The 22,549-nt window shown below is 67.9% G+C and carries 16 protein-coding genes; 2 read left to right on the forward strand and 14 right to left on the reverse strand.

Annotation, left to right across the window (positions count from 1 at the left end; all coding sequences use genetic code 11):
- Positions 1-81 precede the first annotated feature (81 nt).
- The gene (locus ABIE19_RS17365) at positions 82-2,472 is read left to right on the forward strand and encodes a membrane-bound PQQ-dependent dehydrogenase, glucose/quinate/shikimate family (RefSeq protein ID WP_354090505.1); all 2,391 of its coding nucleotides are present in this window, start codon (positions 82-84) and stop codon (positions 2,470-2,472) included.
- Positions 2,473-2,481: 9 nt separating this feature from the next.
- Here ABIE19_RS17365 and ABIE19_RS17370 read toward each other — a convergent pair whose 3' ends face one another.
- From ABIE19_RS17370 to ABIE19_RS17390, 5 genes are all read right to left on the reverse strand, one after another.
- The gene (locus tag ABIE19_RS17370; RefSeq protein WP_354090506.1) at positions 2,482-3,744 is read right to left on the reverse strand and encodes a glutamate-5-semialdehyde dehydrogenase; all 1,263 of its coding nucleotides are present in this window, start codon (positions 3,742-3,744) and stop codon (positions 2,482-2,484) included.
- Positions 3,741-4,874 carry a glutamate 5-kinase gene (gene proB, locus ABIE19_RS17375; protein ID WP_354090528.1) on the reverse strand — a complete coding sequence of 378 codons (1,134 nt, stop codon included), beginning with the start codon at positions 4,872-4,874 and terminating at the stop codon, positions 3,741-3,743. Before proB ends, ABIE19_RS17370 begins: the two co-directional genes overlap by 4 nt.
- 229 nt (positions 4,875-5,103) lie before the next feature.
- Entirely contained in the window at positions 5,104-6,543 is a 1,440-nt protein-coding gene (locus ABIE19_RS17380; RefSeq protein WP_354090507.1) for an efflux transporter outer membrane subunit, read from the reverse strand.
- Entirely contained in the window at positions 6,543-9,818 is a 3,276-nt protein-coding gene (locus ABIE19_RS17385) for an efflux RND transporter permease subunit (RefSeq protein ID WP_354090508.1), read from the reverse strand. Before ABIE19_RS17385 ends, ABIE19_RS17380 begins: the two co-directional genes overlap by 1 nt.
- Positions 9,819-9,825: 7 nt before the next feature.
- Entirely contained in the window at positions 9,826-11,019 is a 1,194-nt protein-coding gene (locus ABIE19_RS17390) for an efflux RND transporter periplasmic adaptor subunit (RefSeq protein ID WP_354090509.1), read from the reverse strand.
- Between the two features lie 161 nt (positions 11,020-11,180).
- Between ABIE19_RS17390 and ABIE19_RS17395 the strand changes: the two genes are divergently transcribed.
- Positions 11,181-11,774: a TetR/AcrR family transcriptional regulator gene (locus ABIE19_RS17395; RefSeq protein ID WP_354090510.1), complete on the forward strand. Its 594-nt coding sequence runs from the start codon at positions 11,181-11,183 to the stop codon at positions 11,772-11,774.
- Between the two features lie 52 nt (positions 11,775-11,826).
- Here ABIE19_RS17395 and leuB read toward each other — a convergent pair whose 3' ends face one another.
- The 9 genes from leuB to ilvD form a co-directional block, all read right to left on the reverse strand.
- Positions 11,827-12,927, reverse strand: a complete 1,101-nt coding sequence (gene leuB, locus ABIE19_RS17400; protein WP_354090512.1) for a 3-isopropylmalate dehydrogenase — start codon at positions 12,925-12,927, stop codon at positions 11,827-11,829.
- Complete coding sequence (leuD, locus tag ABIE19_RS17405) at positions 12,924-13,517, reverse strand: 3-isopropylmalate dehydratase small subunit (RefSeq protein WP_354090513.1); 594 nt, start codon at positions 13,515-13,517, stop codon at positions 12,924-12,926. The genes leuB and leuD overlap by 4 nt, the downstream gene beginning before the upstream one ends.
- Positions 13,510-14,922, reverse strand: coding sequence for a 3-isopropylmalate dehydratase large subunit (leuC, locus tag ABIE19_RS17410; RefSeq protein WP_354090514.1), 1,413 nt, complete (start codon positions 14,920-14,922; stop codon positions 13,510-13,512). The genes leuD and leuC overlap by 8 nt, the downstream gene beginning before the upstream one ends.
- The gene (locus tag ABIE19_RS17415) at positions 14,909-15,877 is read right to left on the reverse strand and encodes a branched-chain amino acid transaminase (RefSeq protein WP_354090515.1); all 969 of its coding nucleotides are present in this window, start codon (positions 15,875-15,877) and stop codon (positions 14,909-14,911) included. Before ABIE19_RS17415 ends, leuC begins: the two co-directional genes overlap by 14 nt.
- A complete protein-coding gene (locus tag ABIE19_RS17420) occupies positions 15,861-17,117 on the reverse strand; it encodes a 2-isopropylmalate synthase (protein WP_354090516.1) in 1,257 nt (418 codons plus the stop codon). The genes ABIE19_RS17415 and ABIE19_RS17420 overlap by 17 nt, the downstream gene beginning before the upstream one ends.
- Entirely contained in the window at positions 17,117-17,380 is a 264-nt protein-coding gene (locus ABIE19_RS17425; protein ID WP_354090517.1) for an ACT domain-containing protein, read from the reverse strand. Before ABIE19_RS17425 ends, ABIE19_RS17420 begins: the two co-directional genes overlap by 1 nt.
- Before the next feature lie 2 nt (positions 17,381-17,382).
- The gene (gene ilvG, locus ABIE19_RS17430) at positions 17,383-19,002 is read right to left on the reverse strand and encodes an acetolactate synthase 2 catalytic subunit (protein WP_435521162.1); all 1,620 of its coding nucleotides are present in this window, start codon (positions 19,000-19,002) and stop codon (positions 17,383-17,385) included.
- A 130-nt stretch (positions 19,003-19,132) separates the two neighbouring features.
- Positions 19,133-20,146 carry a ketol-acid reductoisomerase gene (ilvC, locus tag ABIE19_RS17435; RefSeq protein ID WP_354090520.1) on the reverse strand — a complete coding sequence of 338 codons (1,014 nt, stop codon included), beginning with the start codon at positions 20,144-20,146 and terminating at the stop codon, positions 19,133-19,135.
- A 3-nt stretch (positions 20,147-20,149) separates the two neighbouring features.
- Positions 20,150-21,904 carry a dihydroxy-acid dehydratase gene (gene ilvD, locus ABIE19_RS17440; protein ID WP_435521160.1) on the reverse strand — a complete coding sequence of 585 codons (1,755 nt, stop codon included), beginning with the start codon at positions 21,902-21,904 and terminating at the stop codon, positions 20,150-20,152.
- Positions 21,905-22,549: the final 645 nt, after the last annotated feature.

Below are 22,549 nucleotides of genomic sequence, written 5' to 3' on the forward strand. Positions count from 1 at the left end.
TGAGGCAAGGCCAAGTTGAACCCTCGGGAGTCGACAGCCATGTCATCCATTGAACGTGGACGCGGATTCGGAAGCGTCCTGGTGCGATTGCTGGGAGTGGTCATCGCCCTGATCGGTCTGACGCTGACCATCGGCGGGGGTCAACTGATCATGTTGGGCGGCTCGCCCTATTATCTGATCGTCGGTCTGCTGATGATCCTCTCCGGGGGGCTGTTGGCCCTACTGAAGGCGACCGGCGCCTGGCTCTACATTCTGATCTTCATCGGCACGGTCGTCTGGGCGCTGTGGGAGGCGGGACTGAACGGCTGGGCCCTGGTCCCTCGTGTGATCGCGCCGCTGGTGCTGCTGATTCTCGTCGTCCTGTCCTTCCCCGCTTTGAAACGTGAGGGCGGGGGCGGCAGGCTGGCGTTCGGCGGGATCGGCCTGATCGTGGTTCTGGCTCTGATCTCTGGCGTGGTGGTGGCTCAGGCCGACAAGGCGCGGGTGCAAAGCCCGGTGCCGGCGGCGGGGCAGGGCGGGGTGGTCGATCCCGCCGTGCTCAAGGTCGGGGCGGACTGGCCCGCCTGGGGCGGATCGGAGAGCGCCCAGCGTTATTCGCCCCTGTCCCAGATCAACAAGGACAATGTGAAGGGGCTGAAGCGGGCCTGGGTCTTCCGGACCGGCGACCTGCCCGGGGACCGTTTCGGGGCGGAAACCACGCCGCTGAAGATCGGCGACATCCTCTATCTCTGCTCGGGCCGCAACCGGCTGTTCGCCCTGGATGCGAATACCGGCAAGCAGAAGTGGACCTATGATCCCAAGGTCGCGGACGACCAGATTCCCTATACGGCCGCCTGTCGCGGCGTGACCCATTATGTGGTTCCCAACCTCGATCCGGCCCAACCCTGTGCGACGCGCATCATCGAAGGCACGTTGGACGGGCGTCTGGTCGCCGTGGACGCCCGCACGGGCGCGCCCTGCGCCGGGTTCGGAACCAATGGCGCCGTCAGCATCAAGACCGGGATGGGAAACCCCTATCCCGGCATGGTCTCCATCACCTCAGCGCCGGTGATCGTGCGCGGCGTGGTGGTTACGGGTCATCAGGTTCTGGACGGGCAGAAGCGCTGGAACGCCTCGGGCGTCATTCAAGGCTTTGACGCCGTCACGGGTCAGCTGCGCTTCGCCTGGGACATGATGCGGCCCGACATCACCGCCCTGCCGCCGGAGGGTCAGACCTATACGCCCGGCACGCCGAACATGTGGACGACGGCGACGGCGGACGAGGCCCTGGGTCTGGTCTATCTGCCGATGGGCAACTCGGCGGCGGACTATTATTCCGGTCTGCGTCGTCCGGCCGAGAATGAATATTCGACCTCCCTGGTGGCGCTGGATGTGACCACGGGCAAGCCGCGCTGGCATTTCCAGACCGTGAGGAAGGACGTCTGGGACTATGATCTGGGCTCCCAGGCGACCCTGGTCGATCTGCCCGGAGGCGTGCCGGCCGTCATCCTGCCGTCCAAGCAGGGCGACATCTATGTCCTGGATCGGCGCACGGGGCAGCCTCTGCACAAGGTGGAGGAGCGGCGCGTGCCTCAGGGCGGCGTGGAGCCGTCGCAGCGTAGTCCGACCCAGCCCTTCTCTCTGTTCCATACTCTGCGCAAGGCCGATCTGACGGAGCGCGACATGTGGGGCATGTCGCCGATCGACCAGATGTTCTGCCGGATCCAGTTCCACCAGGCGTCCTATGAGGGATACTTCACGCCGCCGACCGCGGACCGGCACTTCATCCAGTATCCGGGCTACAATGGCGGCTCGGACTGGGGCGGGGTGGCGGTGGATCCGGCGCGCGGCGTGATCGTGGCCAACTACAACGACATGCCCAACCACAACCGGCTGGTGCCGCGCGCCGAGGCCGACAAGCTGGGCTGGTTCCCGCGCGATGATCCCCGCTACATCGAGCGCGAGAAGGAACTGGCGAACCGTGGCGGCAGTCTGTCGAAGCCGAAGGCCGAGGGAGCCGGAGACCCGCAGATCGGCGTGCCCTACGCCATCGACGTGAATGCGGGCTGGCGGGTCAAGTTCACCGGCCTGCTGTGCAAGCAGCCGCCCTACGGCGGAATCCGCGCCATCGACCTCAAGACAGGCCGGACCCTGTGGGACCGCCCGTTCGGGACGGCGAGGAAGAACGGGCCGTTCGGGATTCCCTCCATGCTGCCGCTGGAGATCGGCACGCCCAACAACGGGGGCTCGGCGGTGACGGCGGGCGGCCTGATCTTCATCGCGGCGGCGACCGACGACCTGATCCGCGCCATCGACATTGAGACGGGCGAGACGGTGTGGTCCGACGTCCTGCCCGCGGGCGGCCAGGCCAACCCCATGATCTATGAGCAGAACGGCCGTCAGTATCTGGTCATCATGGCCGGCGGGCATCACTTCATGGAGACGCCGGAAGGCGACTACCTGATCGCCTACGCCCTGCCGGAGAAAGGATAACGCCGCCGTCTACGGGCGCGTCTGGCCCTGGCCGCGCACCAGGTATTTGTAGGTCGTCAGCTGTTCCGCCCCGACCGGACCGCGAGCGTGAAGCTTGGAGGTGGAGATGCCGATTTCTCCGCCGAAGCCGAACTCGCCGCCGTCGGCGAACTGGGTCGAGGTGTTGATCAGGACGATGGCGCTGTCCACGCCGTCGGCGAAGCGTTGGGCGGCCTGGGCGTCGGTCGTGATGATCGCCTCGGTATGGCCCGAGCCGTAGCGGCGGATGTGGTCCACGGCGCCCGATACTCCGTCCACGATCCGCACGGAGAGGACGGGAGCCAGGTATTCGGAGGTCCAGTCGGCTTCCGCCGCTTCGATCATGCTTGGAACCAGGGCGCGAGCTTCGGCGTCGCCGCGCAGTTCGCACCCGGCGGCGATCAGGTCGGCGGCGACGGGCGGCAGCAGGCGGGCGGCGGCCGCACGATCCACCAGCAGGGTCTCGGTCGCGCCGCAGACGGAGACGCGTCGCATCTTGGCGTTCAAGGTCACGCGCCGGGCGACGTCGAGATCGGCGGCTGCGTCCAGATAGGTGTGACACAGGCCTTCAAGGTGCCCCAGCACCGGCGCCTTCGCCTCCGACTGGACGCGGGCGACCAGGCTTTTTCCGCCGCGCGGAATGATCAGGTCGATCGCGCCGTCGAGGCCGGACAGGATGGCGCCGACGGCTTCTCGATCCGCGACGGGGACGAGTTGAACGGCGTCGGCGGGCAGGCCCGCCTCGGCCACGGTCTGGGCGATCACGGCGGCGATGGCGCGCGAGGATTCCAGACAGTCCGATCCACAGCGCAGGACGGCGGCGTTGCCCGAACGGAGGCAGAGAGCGGCGGCGTCCGCGGTGACGTTGGGTCGGCTCTCGTAGATGACGCCCAGGACGCCGATCGGGGTGCGGACGCGGGCGATGTCCAGGCCGTTGGCGGGGGTCCAGCGCGCCATTTCGGCGCCGACCGGATCGGGTTGGGCGGCGATGGTCTCGACTGCGACGGCCATCCCCTCTACGCGGGCGGGCGTCAGGGCCAGGCGGTCGATCAAGGCGTCGGACAGACCAGAGGCGCGGGCGTTCTCGATGTCGCGGGCGTTGGCGGCCAGAATCTCGGCCTCGGCGGCGCGAAGTCCGGAGGCCAGCCGGGTCAGGGCGTCGGTCCGGGCTTGCGGCGACGTGGCGCGAAGGGCGTCGGCGGCGGCTCGGGCGCGGCGGCCCATGTCCGACATCAAGGCGGCGACGTCCGTCATCGATCCTCCAGAACCAAGTCGTCGCGATGGATCACGACCGAGGCGCCGCGATAGCCGAGCAGGCTCTCGATCTCGTCTGAATGGCGGCCTCGGATCAGGGCGATCTCGTCGGCGGGATAGGCGGCCAGACCGACCCCGACGACCGCGCCGGACGGGTCGAGCAGACGCAGGCTTTCGCCCTTTTCAAACCGGCCGCTGACGGCGACCACACCCGAGGGCAGCAGGCTTTTTCCAGCCTTCAGGGCGCGCACGGCGCCCTCGTCCAGGGTCAGCGAACCGCCGGGGGCCATGCTGCCGGCGATCCATTGTTTCCAGGCGGCCAGGGGCGTGGCCGGGGCGGTGATCAGGGTGGCGCGGGCGCCGTCCGCAATGGCTTTCAGCGGATGCGGCGTCAGGCCCGAGGCGATGATGGTGGCGCAGCCGGCCGAACGGGCGATCTGGGCTGCAGCCAGCTTGGTGGCCATGCCGCCCGTGCCGACGCCGGCTTCGGCGTTGGCGCCGCTGGCCATGCTCAGGATGTCGGGGCTCAGCGTTTCGACCAGAGGCAGGTGGCGCGCGTCCGGATCCCGACGCGGGTCGGCGGTGTACAGGCCATCGACGTCGGACAGCAGGATCAGCAGGTCGGCGCGCGCCAACTGGGCCGTGCGGGCGGCCAGACGATCATTATCGCCGTAGCGGATTTCCTCGGTGGCGACGGTGTCGTTCTCGTTGACTACGGGAACCACGCCGTGGGCCAGCAGGGTCTCGATGGTGGCGCGGCCGTTCAGCCAGCGGCGACGGCGTTCCGTATCGTCGCGGGTCAGCAGGACCTGGGCGGCGATCAGGCCATGGGGGGCCAGGGCTTCCTCCCAGGCGTGCATCAGCAGGGTCTGGCCGACGGCGGCGGCGGCCTGCTTGTCCTGCAGGCGGCCGGGCGCGACGTTCAGCCGTCCGCGTCCCAGGGCCACGGCGCCCGAGGAGACGACAATGACCTGCTTCCCCTGGGCGCGGAGCGCGGCGATGTCGGACGTCAGGGACGCCAGCCAGTCTACGGCCACGGCGCGGCGAGCGGCGTCGAACAGCAGGGAGGAGCCGATCTTGATCACCAGACGGCGCGCATGCGCAACGGCGACGGCGGGGGTGCGCGTCACAGCGTCGGGATCGGAGAGGGCGGCGGCCTGGGTCACGCCTTCTCCCTAGTGCAAGATCGACGCGAAGGTCACGCTTGATCCGTGGAAAATTTTCAACGAGAACGATTTTTACCCCTTAACCAGTGAAATATTCGGCGACGATGTCCGATCGCTGAAGAGGCCACGGGCAAAAGAAAACGCCCGGCGGGGGCGACCCGCCGGGCGTCAGGATCAGAAGGGATCTGATCGGTCAGGCTTCGGGGTCGGGCGCCTGATCCCAACCGCCAGCCAGGGCCTTGAACAGGGCGATCTGGTAGGTGACCACCTGGGCCTCCGATGCGGCCAGGGAGGAGTCGGCGCCGGCCAGGGTCCGTTCGGCGTCCAGCACCGTCAGGAAGCTGTCGGCGCCGGCGTCGAAGCGCAGACGCGACAGGCGGGCCGCCGTCGCCGCCTGATCCCGTGCGATGCGCAGGGCCGAGCGGCGATCCAGTTCATTGGCGTAGGCGCTGAGCGCGGTCTCCGTCTCCTGCAGGGCCGTCAGCACCGTCTGGTCGAAGGTCGCCAGGGCCGCGTCCGATTGCGCGTCGGCCTGTTTGATCCGGGCCCGGGCCGCCCAGACATTAGGGAAGGACCAGGAGATCAGCGGGCCGAAGCTGAAGCGGAAGTTGGCGTCTTCGCCCAGATCCGAGCCGTCCAGGGCCGTGGAGCCCAGAGAACCGCCCAGACGGATGCTGGGGAAGAGGTTGGCCGTGGCGACGTTGACGCGCGCGGCGGCGGCGGCCAGGCGGGCCTCCGCCTGACGCACGTCGGGCCGGCGGGCCAGCAGGGTCACGCCGTCGCCGACCGGGATCGGGTGCGACAGGCGAGGCGGCGACTGGCAGGCGCGCGCGGCTTCGCTGGCCTCAGCCGGAGTGCGCCCGGTCAGGGTGGCCAGGCGATACAGGGCGCCGTCGCGCTGGGCTCGCAGGGGCGGGAGGCCCGCGCGAGTCTGTTCCAGGGCCGCGCGGGCGCGGGCGACGTCCAGGCCGTTGCCCGATCCCCCGTCCAGCAGGCGCTGGGTCAGGTCGACGGTCTTGGACTGCAGGTCGATGGTGCGTTCCGCCACGGCGATCTGGGCGTTGGCCGAGCAGGTGTCGGCATAGGCCCGGGCCGTTTCGGCGGCCACCGTCACCCGGATGACCTCCAGGGCGGCGGCGGCGGCGGCGGCGTCGTTCCGCGCGGCGCGGATGGAAGATTCCACCCGGCCGAACAGATCCACCTCATAGGAGACGTCCAGGCCGACGTCATAGGTTTCGACTTCCGGCAGCTTGGCGCCGTTCGCGGCCGGGTTGGTGATCGTCGACGACCGGCTGCGGTTGGCGTTCGCCGAGGTCGTGGTGGTCGGGAAACGACCCGAGCGCGCCTCGGACAGCGAGGCTCGGACGGCGCGCAGATTGGCCGCGGCCGCCTCCAGCTCGTTGTTCTCGGTCAGGGCCTGCTGGATCAGACCGTCCAGAGTCGCGTCGTCATACAGCCGCCACCAGTCGTCGCGGGCCGCCTCGGTCGAAACCGAGGCGGATTGCGAACCGATGAAGGCGCCTTGGCCCTGGACGGGGATCGTGGGATCCGGTGCCTTGGGCCCGACCGCGCAGGCGGCGAGCAGAAGCGCGGCGCCGGAAGCGGTCAGGAGCGAGAGGGCTTTGCGGTTCATCAGGCGTCTCCCAGGCGCGGGGTCGTCGGCTGCGGCGAGTCCGGCGCGGGGTCGTTGGGGTCGTACGGATCATGCGGCGGAGCGCCGTAGGTGGTCGGCAGCTCGCGCGGCTTCTCCGGCGTCTTGGGCAGCTTGGCGGAGAGCCAACGCATCATGACGTAGAAGACCGGGGTGAAGATCAGACCGAAGAAGGTCACGCCCAGCATGCCGGAGAAGACCGACGTGCCCAGCGACTGGCGCATTTCGGCGCCGGGGCCGGTCGCCAGCATCAGCGGCACGACGCCGAAGATGAAAGCGAAGGACGTCATCAGGATCGGACGCAGGCGCACCTTGGCGGCGTAGACGGCCGCCTCGAAGCGATCCATGCCCTCATCCTCTTCGGCCTGCTTGGCGAACTCCACGATCAGGATGGCGTTCTTGGCCGCCAGGGCGATCAGAACGACCAAGCCGATCTGGACCAGGATGTTGTTGTCCAGTCCACGGATGTTCACCCCGATCATGGCTGCGAGCAGACACATGGGGACGATCAGCACCACCGCGAGCGGCAGGGTGAAGGCCTCATATTGCGCCGCCAGCACCAGGAAGACGAAGACCACGGCCATGATGAAGATCATCGATGCCCCGCCCGACGCCTGCTTCTCCTGCAGGGCCAGTTCGGTCCACTCATAGCTGAAGCCTTGCGGCAGGGCTTGAGAGGCGAGTTGCTCCATCGCCGCGATGCCCTGGCCGGACGAGACGCCCGGCGCGGCCTGACCCTGTAGCTCGGAAGCCGGGAACAGGTTGTAGCGGACGACGCGGGCAGGACCGGAGTCCTCGCGCAGGTTGGCGACGGCGCCGATCGGCACCATGGCGCCGGAGGCGGAGCGGGTCTTCAGGTTGGCGATGTCGGCGATGTCGTCGCGCGCCGACGGTTCAGCCTGGGCGGTGACGCGGAAGGTACGTCCCAGCAGGTTGAAGTCGTTGATGTAGGACGAGCCCAGGTAGACGCCGAGGGTGTCGAACACGGCCGAGGGCTGGACGCCCATCATCAGGGCCTTGTTGCGATCCACGTCGGCGGCGATGCGGGGCGAGCCGGTGTTGTAGGTCGAGAAGACCTGCTGCACCTGATCGGGCATCTGGGCCGCGCCGCCCATCATGGCGAAGGTGGCGCCTTCCAGCGCGCGGTAACCCGCGCCGGAACGGTCCTGGATCATCATCTTGAAGCCGTTGCCGTTGCCCAGGCCCTGAACGGCCGGGGGGGCGATGACGAAGATGTTGGCTTCTTCGATGCCGCCGGTGGCGCCGGTGATGGCGCCGGCCAGGGCGGTCGCAGCCTGTTCCTTGGTGCGGTTCTCGAAGGCGTCGAGGCGCACGAAGATGGTCGCGGCGTTGGAGCCGAACGAGAAGCTGGAGCCGTCCAGACCGGCGAAGGCGACGGTGCCGTCGACCCCTTCGGTCTTCTGGATGATCTCGTTGGCGCGTTTCATCACGGCTTCGGTGCGGTCAAGGGAGGCGCCGGCCGGAAGCTGGACGACGCCGATCAGGAAGCCCTGGTCCTGCTCGGGGATGAAGCCCGAGGGCGTGTCGACCAGGCGCCAGCCGGTCAGGGCCAGCAGACCCGCATAGATGATCAGGACGACCATCAGCGAGCGCACCAGACGAGCGGTCAGGCGGCCGTACTTGTCCGACAGCCAGTCGAAGCCCTGGTTGAACTTATCGCCGGCCCAGCGGACGTAGTAGGTGATCGCGCCCCACAGGCCCGGCTTGCGGACGTTGGCATGGTCGACGTGCGGCTTGAGCAGCAGCGCCGCCATGGCCGGGGACAGTGTCAGCGACACCAGCAGCGAGATCAGCGCCGCAGAGGCGATGGTGACGGCGAACTGGCGATAGAAGATACCGGGGATGCCGGGGACGAAGGCGGTCGGGACGAACACCGCCGTCAGCACCAGGCCGATGGCGATCAGGGCGCCCGAGACCTCCTGCATCGATCGATAGGCGGCCTCCTTGGGCGTCAGCCCCTGTCGCAGGTAGCGTTCTACGTTCTCGACCACGACGATGGCGTCATCGACGACGATGCCGACGGCCAGGACCAGGGCGAACAGCGACAGGGAGTTGATGGAATAGCCCAGGGCCAGTTGCACCGCGAAGGTGCCGACCAGGGCGACGGGGATGGCGACGATGGGGATGATGGCGGCGCGCCAGGTCTGCAGGAAGACCAGGACGACGATGGCCACCAGGACGACGGCTTCGAACACGGTGTGCTGCACCGCCTCGACCGAGGCGGCGACGAATTCCGTCGGGTTATAGGGGATGGAGATGTTCATCCCGGCGGGCAGTTCCGCTTTGACGGCCTCGACCTCGGCCAGGACGCGGTTGGCGGTGCCGAGCGCATTGGCGCCCGGCTGCTGAACGACGGCGATGCCGACGCCGCGTTGGCCGTCGAAGAAGCCGCGGATGCCGTAATCCTGGGCGCCCAGTTCGACGCGCGCGACGTCGCGAACGCGCGTCACGCGGCCTTGAGCGTCGGTCTTGATGACCACTTCGGCGAACTGATCGGGATCGGACAGACGGCCCTGGACCTGAACCGGCAGCTGGAAGGCGGCGGCGTTGGTGGCGAAGGGCGGCTGGCCGATGGCGCCGGCGGCGGCCTGGACGTTCTGGGCGCGCAGGGCGGCGACGATGTCGGGACCCGTTAGACCGCGCTCGGCCGCCTTGGCCGGGTCGATCCAGACGCGCATCGAATAGTTGCCGCCGCCGAACACCTGAACCTGGCCCACGCCGTCGATCCGCAGCAGGCGGTCGCGCAGCGTCGAGGTGGCGTAGTTGCCGACATAGTCGTTGTCCAGGCTGCCGTCAGGCGAGGTCAGGCCGACGATCATCAGGAAGCCGCTTTCGGCTTTGTTGACCGTCACGCCGATCTGGCGGACCTGCTCGGGCAGCTTGGGTTCGGCCAGGGCGACGCGGTTCTGCACCAGCACCTGGGCGGAATCGAGATCCGTACCCGGCTGGAAGGTCACCGTGATCGCCACGGCGCCGTCCGAGGTGGACGAGGAGGTCAGGTACAGCATCTTCTCGACGCCGTTGACCTCTTGTTCGATGGGGGCCGCCACGGTCTCGGCCAGAGTCTCGGCCGAGGCGCCCGGATAGGCCGCGTTGATGGTGATCGTCGGGGGTGCGATCTCCGGATACTGCGACAGGGGCAGCATCGGATAGGCGAACAGCCCGATGAGGGTGATGAACACCGATATCACGCCCGCGAAGATCGGGCGGTCGATGAAGAAGCGGGAGAAGTTCATTAGGGGATCAGCCCGCGTTGGCGAAGGAGGCGCTGGAGGCCGGCGCCGCCTGTGTGACGGGAGCGCCGCCCGCTTGCGGGGCGACGGGGGCGATGGTTCCGTTCTTCGGCGTGACCTTCATGCCCGGCATCTGGATACGCTGACCGCCGGCGATGATGACGCGGTCGGTCGGCTTCAGGCCGGAACGAATGACGCGCAAGCCGTCGACCAGGGGACCGGTCTGGACGGCGCGGGGCTCGGTCGTGCCGTCGGGCTTGACGACGATGACCACGCGGCGCGCGGCGTCGGTCGAGATGGCGGCGTCGGGCACCAGCAGGGCCTGATAGGCGCCGGCGCCGGCCAGTTGGGCCTGGCCGAACATGCCGGGCTTCAGGAAGCCGTCGCCGTTGGCGACCACGGCGCGCAGGCGGATGGTGCCCGAGGCCGGATCGATGGCGTTGTCGGTGAAGTCCAGCGTGCCCGTGCGGTCATAGCTGGTCTCGTCCTGCAGACGGATGCGGATCGGAGCCGCGCCGCCCGAACGGGCGTCGCGCTGATACTTCAGCGCCAGGGCTTCGGAGCCGTCGAAGACGAAGTAGATCGGCGAGGACGAGACGATGGAAGTCAGGACGTCGCCGGCCGAGGAGCCGCCGCCGACCAGATTGCCCGGATCCACGCGACGATCCGAGACGCGACCGGCGATCGGAGCCGTGACGCGGGTGAACTCGACGTCCAACTGGCGGGCGCGGATGGCGGCGTTGGCGGCCGAGACGGCGGCCTGGGCCTGGGCCACGGCGCCGCGCTTCGAATCGACTTCAGCCTGGGACACGGCCTGCGAAGTCAGCAGGCCTTCGGCGCGGGTGAACTCGGTGCGGGCCAGGGTCAGCTGGGCCTGGGCCTGGGCGAGTTGGGCCTGGGCCGAGGTGAGGGCGGCCTGGGCCGGACGCGGGTCAAGGGTGAACAGCAGTTGGCCCTGACGGACGAAGTCGCCGTCCTTGAAGTGGACAGCCTGGATGTAGCCGCCGACGCGGGCGCGCACGTCGACCGAGCGCGTGGCCTCGAAGCGACCCGTGACCTCGTCCCAGTCGACGACCTGACGGGCCAGGGGCGTGGCCACCGTGACCGGCGGAGCCTGGGGTGCGGGGGCTTCGCCTCCCTTGGAACAGCCATAGAGGGCGGCCGTCATCAGTACGGACGCGGCCGCGATCTTCACCGTGCGCATTGGCGCGTTCTCCTTGGGAGGTAGCTTGAATTGCCGCGACAAGGCATGGGGGAGGATACGCCCAGTCAACGATTGGTGACTTTAAGACGATGAGGCTTGCGCTTGTCAACGTCTGATGACAAAGCCATATGGCCCGTAAGGTTTATTTGGAGTGCGGTTAATTGGTCATTTGCGACGCCCCCCGACCGCGTAACGCAAACGCTACCCGTCAAGCTATTCTGGAAGCGGCGCGCGAGCGCTTTTGTTCCGAGAGCTATGACGACGTCGGCATGCGCGACATCGCGCGCGACGTCGGCGTCGATGCTGCGCTGATCAGTCGCTACTTCGGCTCCAAGGAAGACCTGTTCGTCGCCGTCCTGGACAGCTGCAAGAACGGGCGGGATCTGATGGACGGCTCGCGTGAGGATTTCGGCGAGCGACTGGCCCGGGAAATCATCTACGGCGAGGTCATGCCGTGTCAGGACGAGGGTGCGGGCGCTAAGATGCGGGGTCTGTTGATCCTGCTGCGTTCGGTCGGTTCGACCAAGGCGATGGACGTGGTGCAGCGGACCTCCAACAGCCGCTTCTTCGATCCCCTGACCCAATGGATCGGGGGAAAGAACGCCCCGGTCCGGGCGCGTCTGGCGGCGGGCCTGATCATGGGAATGGCGATCGGCCGCGAACTGTCGGACGGCTACGCCTCTCTCGACGAGGAACAGAAGACGGAGATGGCCCGGCGGATGGCCGTGGCGCTTCAGGGATTGGTCGACGATTGATAAAAAAGGGCGGATCGAATGATCCGCCCTTCTTCATTTCTCCGGTTTTGGCTCAGGCCCAGTGCATCGGCACGTGGCGCGCCGCCGCCCAGTGGATGGCGCGGATGGCGTCGACGATGGCGCGGGTGGCTGCGACCGTGCCCAGGGCCCCGCCCAAATCGGCGGTGACGGCGCCCGAGGCCAGGACCGCGGCCACGGCGGCCTCGATCGAATCCGCCTCGTCTTCCAGTTCGAAGCTGTGGCGCAGCATCATGGCCGCCGACAGCACCATGCCGACCGGGTTGGCCAGGTCCCGGCCGGCGATATCCGGCGCCGAGCCGTGGATCGGCTCGAACAGGCCGGGGCCGTCGGCGCCCAGAGAGGCTGAGGGCAGAAGGCCGATGGAGCCGCCCAGAACCGAAATCTCGTCCGACAGGATGTCGCCGAACATGTTCTCGGTCAGGATGACGTCATAGTCGCGCGGCTTGCGGATCAGGTGCATGGCCATGGAGTCGACCAGGGCGTGCTCCAGAGTGATCTGCGGATATTCCTCGGCGTGGATGCGGGTCACGACCTCGCGCCATAGACGACTGGTCTCCATGACATTGGCCTTGTCGACCGAGGTGACCTTGCCGCGTCGCTGGCCGGCGGCCTGGAAGGCGGCGCGGGCGACGCGTTCGATCTCCTCGACCGTATAGACGCACAGGTCCGAGGCCTGGGTCTCGGTGCGGGTGCGCTCGCCGAAATAGACGCCGCTGGTCAGTTCGCGGAAGACGATCAGGTCGACGCCCTCGACGATCTCCTTCTTCAGCGGCGAGCGGTGCGCCAGGACCGGCGAGACCTGCAACGGGCGCAGGTTGGCGTACAGGCCCATGGCCTTGCGGATGGCCAGCAGCCCCTGTTCCGGACGAACCTTGCCTCCGTCCCACTTGGGCCCGCCGACCGCGCCCAGCAGGACGGCGTCGGAAGCCAGACAGGCGGCTTTTGTTTCTTCGGGCAGGGCTTCGCCCGTGGCGTCGATGGCGGCGCCGCCGATCAGGTGCTCGGCGAACTCGAAGCGATGTCCATAGATGTCGCCGATGCTGGTCAGGACGCGCTGGGCGGCCAGGGCGACTTCCGGTCCGACGCCGTCGCCGGGCAGGACCACGATGTTGAAGGTGCGGGGGGCGGTCATGCGGCGGTCTCCGGTTCGCGGAAGCATTCGTAGGTCTGGATGTAGGGCAGCTTGGATTGCAGCCAGCCGAGAGTGTCGACGCCGTCGAGCAGGCATTGGCGAGCGAAGGCTTCAACCTTGAACGGGACGGGAGCGACGTTGCCGCGCCGAATCTCGCCGGCTTCCAGGTCGATGGTGACGGCCTGCTCCGGGTGAGCGGCCAGATCGTCCCAGGTCGCCTGATCGACGACGATGGGCAGGAAGCCGTTCTTCAGGGCGTTGGAGGTGAAGATGTCGGCGATTTCCGTCGAGATCACCGCCCGGAAGCCGTAGTCCAGCAGGGCCCAGGGGGCGTGCTCGCGCGACGAGCCGCAGGCGAAGTTGGGGCCGGCCAGCAGGATGCGGTGCTCGGCAGGATCGATACGGTTCAGCACGGATTCCGGCTTGGGCGTTCCGTCGGCTTCATAGCGCCAGTCATAGAAGGCTTGGGCCCCCAAGCCTTCGCGCGTGGTGGTGGTCAGGAAGCGCGCCGGGATGATCTGGTCGGTGTCGATATTGGCCTGGCTCAGGGTCAGGGTCTTCGACGTCAGCGTTGTGAACGCTTCAGACATGGGTGGCCTCCGACAGATAGGCGCGCGGGTCGGTCAGGACGCCGGCCACGGCGCTGGCGGCGGCGGTCGCCGGACTGGCCAGGATGGTGCGGGCGCCCTTGCCCTGACGGCCCTCGAAATTGCGGTTGGAGGTCGAGACCGCCAACTGGCCGGGGGCGACGAAATCGCCGTTCATGGCGATACACATGGAGCAGCCGGGGATGCGCCATTCGGCGCCGGCTTCGGTGAAGACCTTGTCCAGGCCTTCGGCCTCTGCGTCACGACGGACGGCCTCGGAGCCGGGGACGACCAGCATGCGTACGCCCGGCTGAACCTTGCGGCCGCGCAGGACCTCGGCGGCGGCGCGCAGGTCGGGCAGGCGGCCATTGGTGCAACTGCCGATGAAGACCACGTCGACCTTGTGTCCAGTGGTCGCCTCGCCTGCCGTGAAGCCCATGTAGTCGATGGCCTTGCGGTCCGAATCCGAGCGCGGTTGCGGCACGGGAGCGCCGACGGGGGCGCCCGCGTCAGGGGTGGTGCCCCAGGTGGCCATGGGCCGGATGGCGCCGCCGTCCAGCACGACCTCCTTGTCGAAGGTTGCGCCAGGGTCGGTGGCCAGGTCCAGCCAGCCGGCGGCGGCGACCTCATAGTCGGCGGGGACGTGACGACGGCCGCGCAGCCAGTCGATGGTCGTCTGATCCGGAGCGATCATGCCGGCGCGGGCACCCGCCTCGATGGACATGTTGCACAGGGTCATGCGCCCTTCCATGTCCAGCGACCGCACGGCTTCGCCGGCGTATTCGATGACGTAGCCGGTGCCGCCGCCGAAGCCGATGGCGGCGATGACGGCCAGGGCCACGTCCTTGCCGGATACGCCGGGACGCAAGGCGCCGTCGACGGTGACGCGCATGGACCTGGCGCGACGCTGCAGCAGGCACTGGGTGGCCAGGACGTGCCCGACCTCCGAAGTGCCGATGCCGAACGCCAATGCCCCGAAGGCCCCGTGGGTGGCGGTATGGCTGTCGCCGCAGACCACGGTCATGCCCGGCTGGGTCAGGCCCAGTTCAGGACCCATGACATGGACCACGCCGCGCTGGTCGGAGCCCCAGCCCGCCAATTCGACGCCGTGCCGGGCGCAGTTCGCTTCCAGGGTCTCGACCTGGACCTTGGCGGCGGCCGTGAAATAGGGACGTTGACCATCCGGCCCGACGGGCAGGGTGGGGGTGGAGTGATCCAGGGTGGCGAAGGTGCGGTCGGGGCGGCGGACCTTCAGTCCGCGCGCCTCGATTTCGGAAAAGGCCTGGGGCGAGGTGACCTCGTGGACCAGGTGCAGGTCCACATACATGACCCCGGGCGTTTCGACTGTTTCCGGCACGACGACGTGCCGGTCCCAGACTTTTTCATACAGAGTCCTAGGCTGGCTCATGCACGCGCTCCCTGGGGGCGGTCGCAGTCTCGTGGATGGGCTCCAGCCAGCCGAAGCGGTCGGGCGTCGTGCCGTCGAACAGGCCGCGGAAGGCCTTGTTGACCGCCTTGGTGACGGGGCCGGGACCGTTGGCGCGCGTCGGGATGCCGTCGATGGAGCGGACCGGCGTGATCTCGGCCGCCGTGCCGGTCATGAAGACCTCGTCGGCGACATAGAGGGCCTCGCGCGGCAGGACCTGTTCGCGCGCCTCATAGCCCAGGCCGCGCGCCAGCTTCATCACGCTGTCGCGGGTGATGCCCTGTAGGATGGAGGCGGCGGCGGGCGGGGTCATCAGCACTCCGTCCTTGACGATGAACAGGTTCTCGCCCGCGCCCTCGGACAACAGGCCGTCGGCGCCTAGGGCGATGCCCTCGCCGAAGCCGCGCACGCGGGCTTCGCGGCCGATCAGATAGGAGGACAGATAGTTGCCGCCTGCCTTGGCGCCTGCCGGGACAGTGTTCGGCGCCACGCGGTTCCAGCTGGAGATGCAGGCGTCGACGCCCTTCTCCAGAGCTTCCTCGCCTAGATAGGCGCCCCAGGCGAAGGCCGAGATCATGACGTCGGTGCGGATCGCCTCGGGCGAAGGGCTGACGCCCATGCCGCACTCGCCCAGGAAGGCCAGCGGGCGCAGATAGGCCGAACGCAGGCCTTCGGCGCGAACCACGTCCTTGCAGGCCTGGACCAGTTCGTCCTCGGCGAAGGGCATGGGGAAGTGATAGATGCGCGCGCTGTCGAACAGGCGACGCACATGGTCGGTCAGGCGGAAGCCGCACGGACCGTTCGGGGTGTCGTAGACGCGGATGCCCTCGAACACCGAGGTGCCGTAGTGAAGGGCGTGGCTCATGACGTGAACCGTGGCCTTTTCCCACGTCGTCAGTTCGCCATTCATCCAGATGGTCTTAGCCAGCGGCTGCATAGGTCTTGTCCATTTGTGCGGAGGCGCCAGCGGCCGTCACAGCTGCGATGATGGCGGTCAGCTCCGCGTCATTGATTTCGCCGATCTGGTCGGCGCGTTGTTTGAAGCCGGCGAAGACGTCGGCCAGGCGCTGGCCTTCCAGCACATGGCCCAGGGCTTCGGCCCGCTTGCCGACCGCGTGGCGGCCGGAATGCTTGCCCAGCACGAAGTAGCTGCCCTCGAACCCGACGTCCTCGGGACGCATGATCTCGTAGGTGCGGCTGTCGGCCATCATGCCGTGCTGGTGGATCCCGGCCTCGTGGGCGAAGGCGTTCAGGCCGACGATCGCCTTGTTGCGGGCAATGACGGTTTCGGTCACTTCGCGCAGAGTCTGCGAGGCGCGCACCAGATGGCGGCTCTCGGCGGATACGCTGACGCCATAGCGGTCCGCACGGGTGCGCAGGGCCATGATGACCTCCTCGATCGAGGCGTTGCCCGCCCGCTCGCCGATGCCGTTGATCGCACCCTCGATCTGACGCGCCCCGCCCTCGACGGCGGCCAGGGAGTTGGCGACGGCCAGGCCCAGGTCGTTGTGGCAGTGCGAGGAGAAGATGATGTCCGCGTGGCGTGGGCGGATGATCCCGTCCAGATAGGCGAAGCGCTGGCGCGCCTCCTCCGGCGTCGCATAGCCGACGGTGTCGGGCACGTTCAGCGTCTGGGCGCCCGCGTCGGCGGCGGCTGTCAGGGCCTCCGCCAGGAACTCCGGCTCGGTACGGAAGGCGTCTTCGGCCGAGAACTCCACGTCGTCGAACATGGAGGCGGCGTATTCCACCGTGCGCGAAATCGTGGCCAGCACCTCGTTGGTGCTCATCCGCAGCTTGGCCGAGCGATGGATCGGGCTGGTGGCCAGGAAGACGTGGCAGCGGCGGTGCGATTTCGGCGCTGGGGCCAGGGCGCGGAAGGAGGCGTCGATGTCCTTCTCGTTGGCGCGCGACAGCGAGGCGAAGACCGGTCCCTCGATCTCGCCGCAGACACGGCGGATGCATTCCTCGTCGCCCGGCGAGGCGGCGGCGAAGCCGGCCTCGATCACGTCCACGCCCAGGTCGCGCAGGACGTGGGCCATCTTCAGCTTGGCCTCGGCCGACATGGAGAAGCCGGGGGCCTGCTCGCCGTCGCGCAGAGTGGTGTCGAAGATGATGACGCGGTTGGGATCGGACGCCGCGATCTCGGCTGTTCTGGATACTCGTTCTACTCGGGACATTACGCGGCCTCGGACTGGAAGGCGGGGGCCGCGATGCGCGAAACGCCGAACAGGCGGTCGATCTGGCAGCCCAGGTTGTCGATGGAGCGCGCGGCGTCGCGGCCGCGCACGGTCAGGGCGATGCGGCGCGAGGCGCCCCCTTCTTCAGAAACTGGGGCCATGCTCATGCCGTCGATGTGGAAGCCGCGACGTTCCACCAGGCCGATAAGACGCTGAAGCGAGCCGTCGGCCCGGTCGATCTGGATGTGAATGGTGTCGCTCATGCTCATGCGCCTTCCATCATTTCAGCGTTGCTCTTGCCCGGCGGAACCAGGGGCCAGACGTTCTCTTTGGGGTTGATGACCACGTGGGCCAGGCAGGGGCCGTCGGCGGCCAGCAGGCGGGCGATGCCGGCCTCGACCTGATCGCGTTGGTCGATGCGGAAGGCCTCGACGCCGAAGGCCTCGGCCACCTTCACGAAGTCCGGATTGTCGGACAGATCGACCTCGGAATAGTTCTCCTCAAAGAACAGTTCCTGCCACTGACGCACCAGGCCCAGGGATGAGTTGTCCAGCAGGACGATCTTCAGGGCGACGCCGTAACGCTTCAGCGTCGCCAACTCCTGGATGTTCATCATGAAGCCGCCGTCGCCGGCGATGGTGACGACCGTGGCTGATGGGTCGGCCAGCTTGGCGCCCAGACCGGCGGGCAGGCCGAAGCCCATGGCCCCCAGGCCGCCCGAGGTGATGTGAGCTTCCGGCTTGGAGAAGCGGCAGTGTTGGGCGGCCCACATCTGATGCTGGCCGACGTCGCAGGCGGCGACGAAGCGGTCGCCGGCGGCTTCGGACAGCTGCTTCAGCAGGGCGGGGGCATAGACGCCTTCGCCCGGCGCGTCATAGCGGGGGGCGTGATGGGCGGCTGCGGAGGCGCAGCGGATGACCCAGGGGTCGATGGCCAGAGGGGCGGCGGCCATACGGGCGGTCAGGGCCTCGACGCCGGGCTTCAGTTCGCCGGCGACCGCGACGTGCGTCTCGCGCAGCTTGCCGATCTCGGAGGCGTCGATGTCGAAGTGGACGACGCGGGCGTGGGGCGCGAACTCGGCCAACTTGCCCGTGGCGCGGTCGTCGAAGCGAGCGCCCAGGACGATCAGCAGGTCCGACGCCTGGACCGCCTCGTTGGCGGCGCGCGTGCCATGCATGCCCAGCATGCCCAGATAGCCGGGAGCATCGGTCGGAACCGTGCCCAGGGCGTTCAGGGTCGAGACGGTCGGGATGCCCGTGCCCTCGGCGAAGGCGCGGACGGCCTCAACAGCGCGGCCGATCTTCACCCCGCCGCCGATGTAGATCAGCGGGCGCTCGGCGGCGCGGATGAAGCGCTCGGCTTCGGTGATCGCGTCGTGATCGACCTCGACGATCTCATTGGGGATGTTGAAGCCGAATGGGGCGATGGTCTCGGCGAATTGAACGTCCTTGGGCAGGTCGACCAGGACCGGCCCAGGGCGACCCGAGGCGGCGATGTGGAAGGCCTGTTCGACTGCGGCCGGGATCTCCGACGCGTCGCGCACTAATATAGAGTGTTTCACGATCGGCAGGGTGACGCCCAGGATGTCGATCTCCTGGAAGGCGTCGGTGCCCATGACGCCCTGAGGGACGTTGCCGGTGATGCAGACCATCGGCACCGAATCCATCATGGCGTTGGCGATGCCGGTGATCAGGTTGGTGGCGCCGGGGCCGGAGGTGGCCATGCAGACGCCGACCTTGCCCGAGGCGCGGGCATAGGCGTCGGCGGCGAAGGCCGCGCCTTGTTCGTGACGGACCAGGATGTGCTTCAGGCCCGTGCCGGTCAGGGCGTCGTAGATCGGCATGATGGCGCCGCCGGGGTAGCCGAAGACCACCTCCACGCCCATTCGCTCCAGGCTGGAGACGAGCAGGCGCGCGCCGGTGGCCGTGTCGTGCACGGTCGCCGGGACGGAGGCGGTTTTCAGGGCGGGCGCGGCGGCGCTCATCGGGTCGGTCTTCCTCTTTAATATGTGTGGGTCAGGCGGCTTCAGACTTGGGGGTCTGCAGCCAGGCCATGCGCTCGCGCAGGCGGGCGCCCGTCTGCTCGATGTGGGATTGGCGATCGGCGTCCAGCCAGGCTTGGTATTGCGGCTTGCCGGCCTCGTTCTCGGCGATCCAGTTCTTGGCGAAAGTGCCGTCCTGGATCTCGGCCAGGATCTCCTTCATGCGGGCGCGGGTCTCGTCGGTGACGACGCGCGGGCCGGAGGCGACAGCGCCCCACTTGGCCGTTTCAGAGATGAAGTGGTGCATCTTGGAGATGCCGCCCTCGTAGAAAAGGTCCACGATCAGCTTCAGCTCGTGCAGGCATTCGAAATAGGCGATCTCGGGCTGGTAGCCGGCTTCGACCAGGGTGTTGAAGCCCGAGATGACCAACTCCTTGGCGCCGCCGCACAGGACGGCCTGTTCGCCGAACAGGTCGGTTTCGGTCTCTTCGCGGAAGCTAGTCTCCAGCAGGCCGCCGGTCGCGCCGCCGATGCCCTTGGCGTAGCCCATGGCGCGGTCGCGGGCCTTGCCGGTCGCGTCCTTCTCGATGGCGAACAGGGAAGGAACGCCCCGGCCACGCGCGAACTCGCGACGGACCAGATCGCCCGGACCCTTGGGCGCGACCAGGATGACGTCCATGTCGTCGCGCGGCGTGATGCGGTCGTAGATGATCGAGAAGCCGTGGGCGAACAGCAGGGCGGCGCCCGGTTTGGCGTTCGGCTCGATGACGTCGCGATAGATCTCGTTCTGGATCATGTCGGGCGTCAGGATGGCGATGATGTCCGCGCCGCGGACCGCCTCGGCGGGCTCTGCCGTGGCCAGGCCGTCGGCGGTCGCATGCTTCCAGCCCGTGCCGCCTTCGCGGACGCCGACGATCACGTCATGGCCGGAATCGCGCAGGTTCTGCGCATGGGCGCGGCCCTGCGAGCCGTAGCCGATGACGGCGATGCGCTGACCGGCGATGGCGCCGGGCTTGATGTCGTCATTGGTGTAGATGGTGATAGCCATGGGTCAGGCGTCCTCGGAGATCGCAGCGTTGGAATGGGAGGCGGGCGCCAGATCTGCGGGGATCTGGGCCGGCGGCGGGTTGGGAATGGTCACGGCCCCTTGCGAGGCGGAGGCGACGGCGGCGCGATACTTCGCGAAAACGCCTTGCGCCGGACGGACCCGGTTGGGGGCGAAGTCCGCCCGGCGCGCCTCCAGATCGACGAGCACATCGATCCGGCGGTTGGTGACGTCGATGACGATTGGATCGCCATCGCGAATGAGAGCAATGGGGCCGCCGACGGCGGCTTCCGGCGAAACATGGCCGGCGACGAAGCCGTAGCTGGCGCCCGAGAAGCGGCCGTCGGTCAGCAGGGCGACGTTCTCGACCTTGCGGCCCTTCAGGGCGGCCGTGACCTGCAGCATCTCGCGCATGCCGGGGCCGCCCTTGGGGCCTTCGTAGCGGATGATGATGACGTCGCCTTCGCCGACTGAACCGTCCTGAACCGCGTGGAAGGCGTCCTCCTCGCAGTCGAAGACGGCGGCGGGGCCCTCGAATCGATCGACCTTGTGGCCGGTCAGTTTGATGACTGCGCCCTCAGGGGCCACGTCGCCGTAGATGACGGCATAGGAGCCGCGCGCCATGACCGGGGCTTCGAAACTGGTCACCACCTGCTGGCCCGGTTGTTCTTCGGCCTCGGCGGCCTCGGCGAACAGGCTGCGGCCGGAGACGGTCGGCGTGTTGACGATCTTGCCGGCCTCGGCCAGTCGCTGGGCGACCAGACGCGTGCCGCCCGCTGCGTACAGGTGCGAGGCCAGGAAGCGGCCGCCGGGCTTCAGGTCGCAGATGACCGGCGCCTCGATGCAGGCCTGGTGGCAGTCCTCGACGCCGAAATCGACGCCGGCCTCGGCCGCGATGGCCGTCAGGTGCATGACCGCGTTGGTCGATCCGCCCGAGGCCGAGACGGCGACGGCGGCGTTCTTCAGGCTGGCGCGGGTGATGAACTTGCGCGCCGTGTCGCCGGCGAAGACACGCTCGACGATCAGACGGCCGCAGCGCTCGCCCTCGGCGCCCTTGGCCGGATCGACGGCGGGGACGTCGTTGGCGCCCATGGGGCTGATGCCCATCATCGACAGGGCCATGGCCATGGTGTTGGCGGTGAACTGGCCGCCGCAGGCGCCCGCGCCGGGGCAGACGGCGCTCTCGACGGCTTTCAAGCCTTCGTCGTCCAGGGCGCCGGCGCCGTGCGCGCCGATGGCCTCGAAGACTTCCTGAACCGAAACCTCCTTCTCCCCGATTCGGCCGGGCATGATGGTGCCGCCGTAGTAGACCAGACCTGGGATATCCATCCGGGCCAGGGCCATGGCCGCCGCCGGGATGGTCTTGTCGCAGCCGACGATGCAGACGACGCCGTCCAACTGATGACCCTCGACCGCCAGCTCGATCGAATCGGCGACGACTTCGCGGCTGATCAACGAGGCCTTCATCCCGGGCGTGCCCATGGAGATGCCGTCGGTGACGACGATGGTGTTGAAATCGACCGGATAGCCGCCCGCTGCGACGACCCCGGCGCGCACGTCCTTGGCCAGGCGGTCCAGATGCATGTTGCAGGGCGTGACCGTCGACCAGGTGTTGACGATGGCGATCATCGGCTTGTCGAAGTCGGCGTCCTGCATGCCGGCGGCGCGCAGGTAGGAGCGTGCGGCGGCCCGATTCGGACCGGCCGTAACCGCAGAACTGCGGGCGTTTGGTCGATTTTTGCTGTTATCGGGCTTTGTCATCTTGGTTTTGAAAGTTTCTGTCTTTCGGTGGTGGTGCGGGCACATGAAAAACCCCGCTTCCGGTCGGGAGCGGGGTGAAAGCGGGCGATTTTGACTGGGTTCAGGTCAGGTCGCAGGCATCCACACCGCTCGGCTGAGCGGAATGAGAATTACCGAAAGAAGGAGTACGCCCAGCGACAGCGCGCGCAGAGCCGCAGCCGCTTTCGCGGAGCTCAGGATCGCAGCGGTGGCGGCGCGGTGGGACAAGGGAGAACCTTTCAACTGGGCGTGTTTATGACGCCCTCCATGCTGCGGCGCAACCCGTAAGATCGAAAGTGTGGAATAAAAATGCATTCCGATGCGCCTCGATGAGATTTGGGCGCGATTAGCCTGCCTAACTGGCTCTGGGCGGCGAAAATTTACCCCGGCAGGTCTGTGCTGCAGGTGTGCAACTCTCGGCGGCGGGAGGCGGTGCGCGAACTCACATTATAATTAAAAAGGAGGGTTTGTGTCCTGAATGGGGCCGGCCGGACTCGAGTTCGTTGAGTTTGTTTGTCGTTTTGTCATCTTAGGGCTTGTGGAGTTTGAGGGGTGGCCGTATATCGCCGCCTCGCTCGGCGACGGGCTGGTCCGGCGGGGCCTTGGAGATTGGATTTCCGGGGTTTT

This window comes from Brevundimonas faecalis (genome assembly GCF_040549405.1).
GTDB lineage: Bacteria > Pseudomonadota > Alphaproteobacteria > Caulobacterales > Caulobacteraceae > Brevundimonas > Brevundimonas faecalis.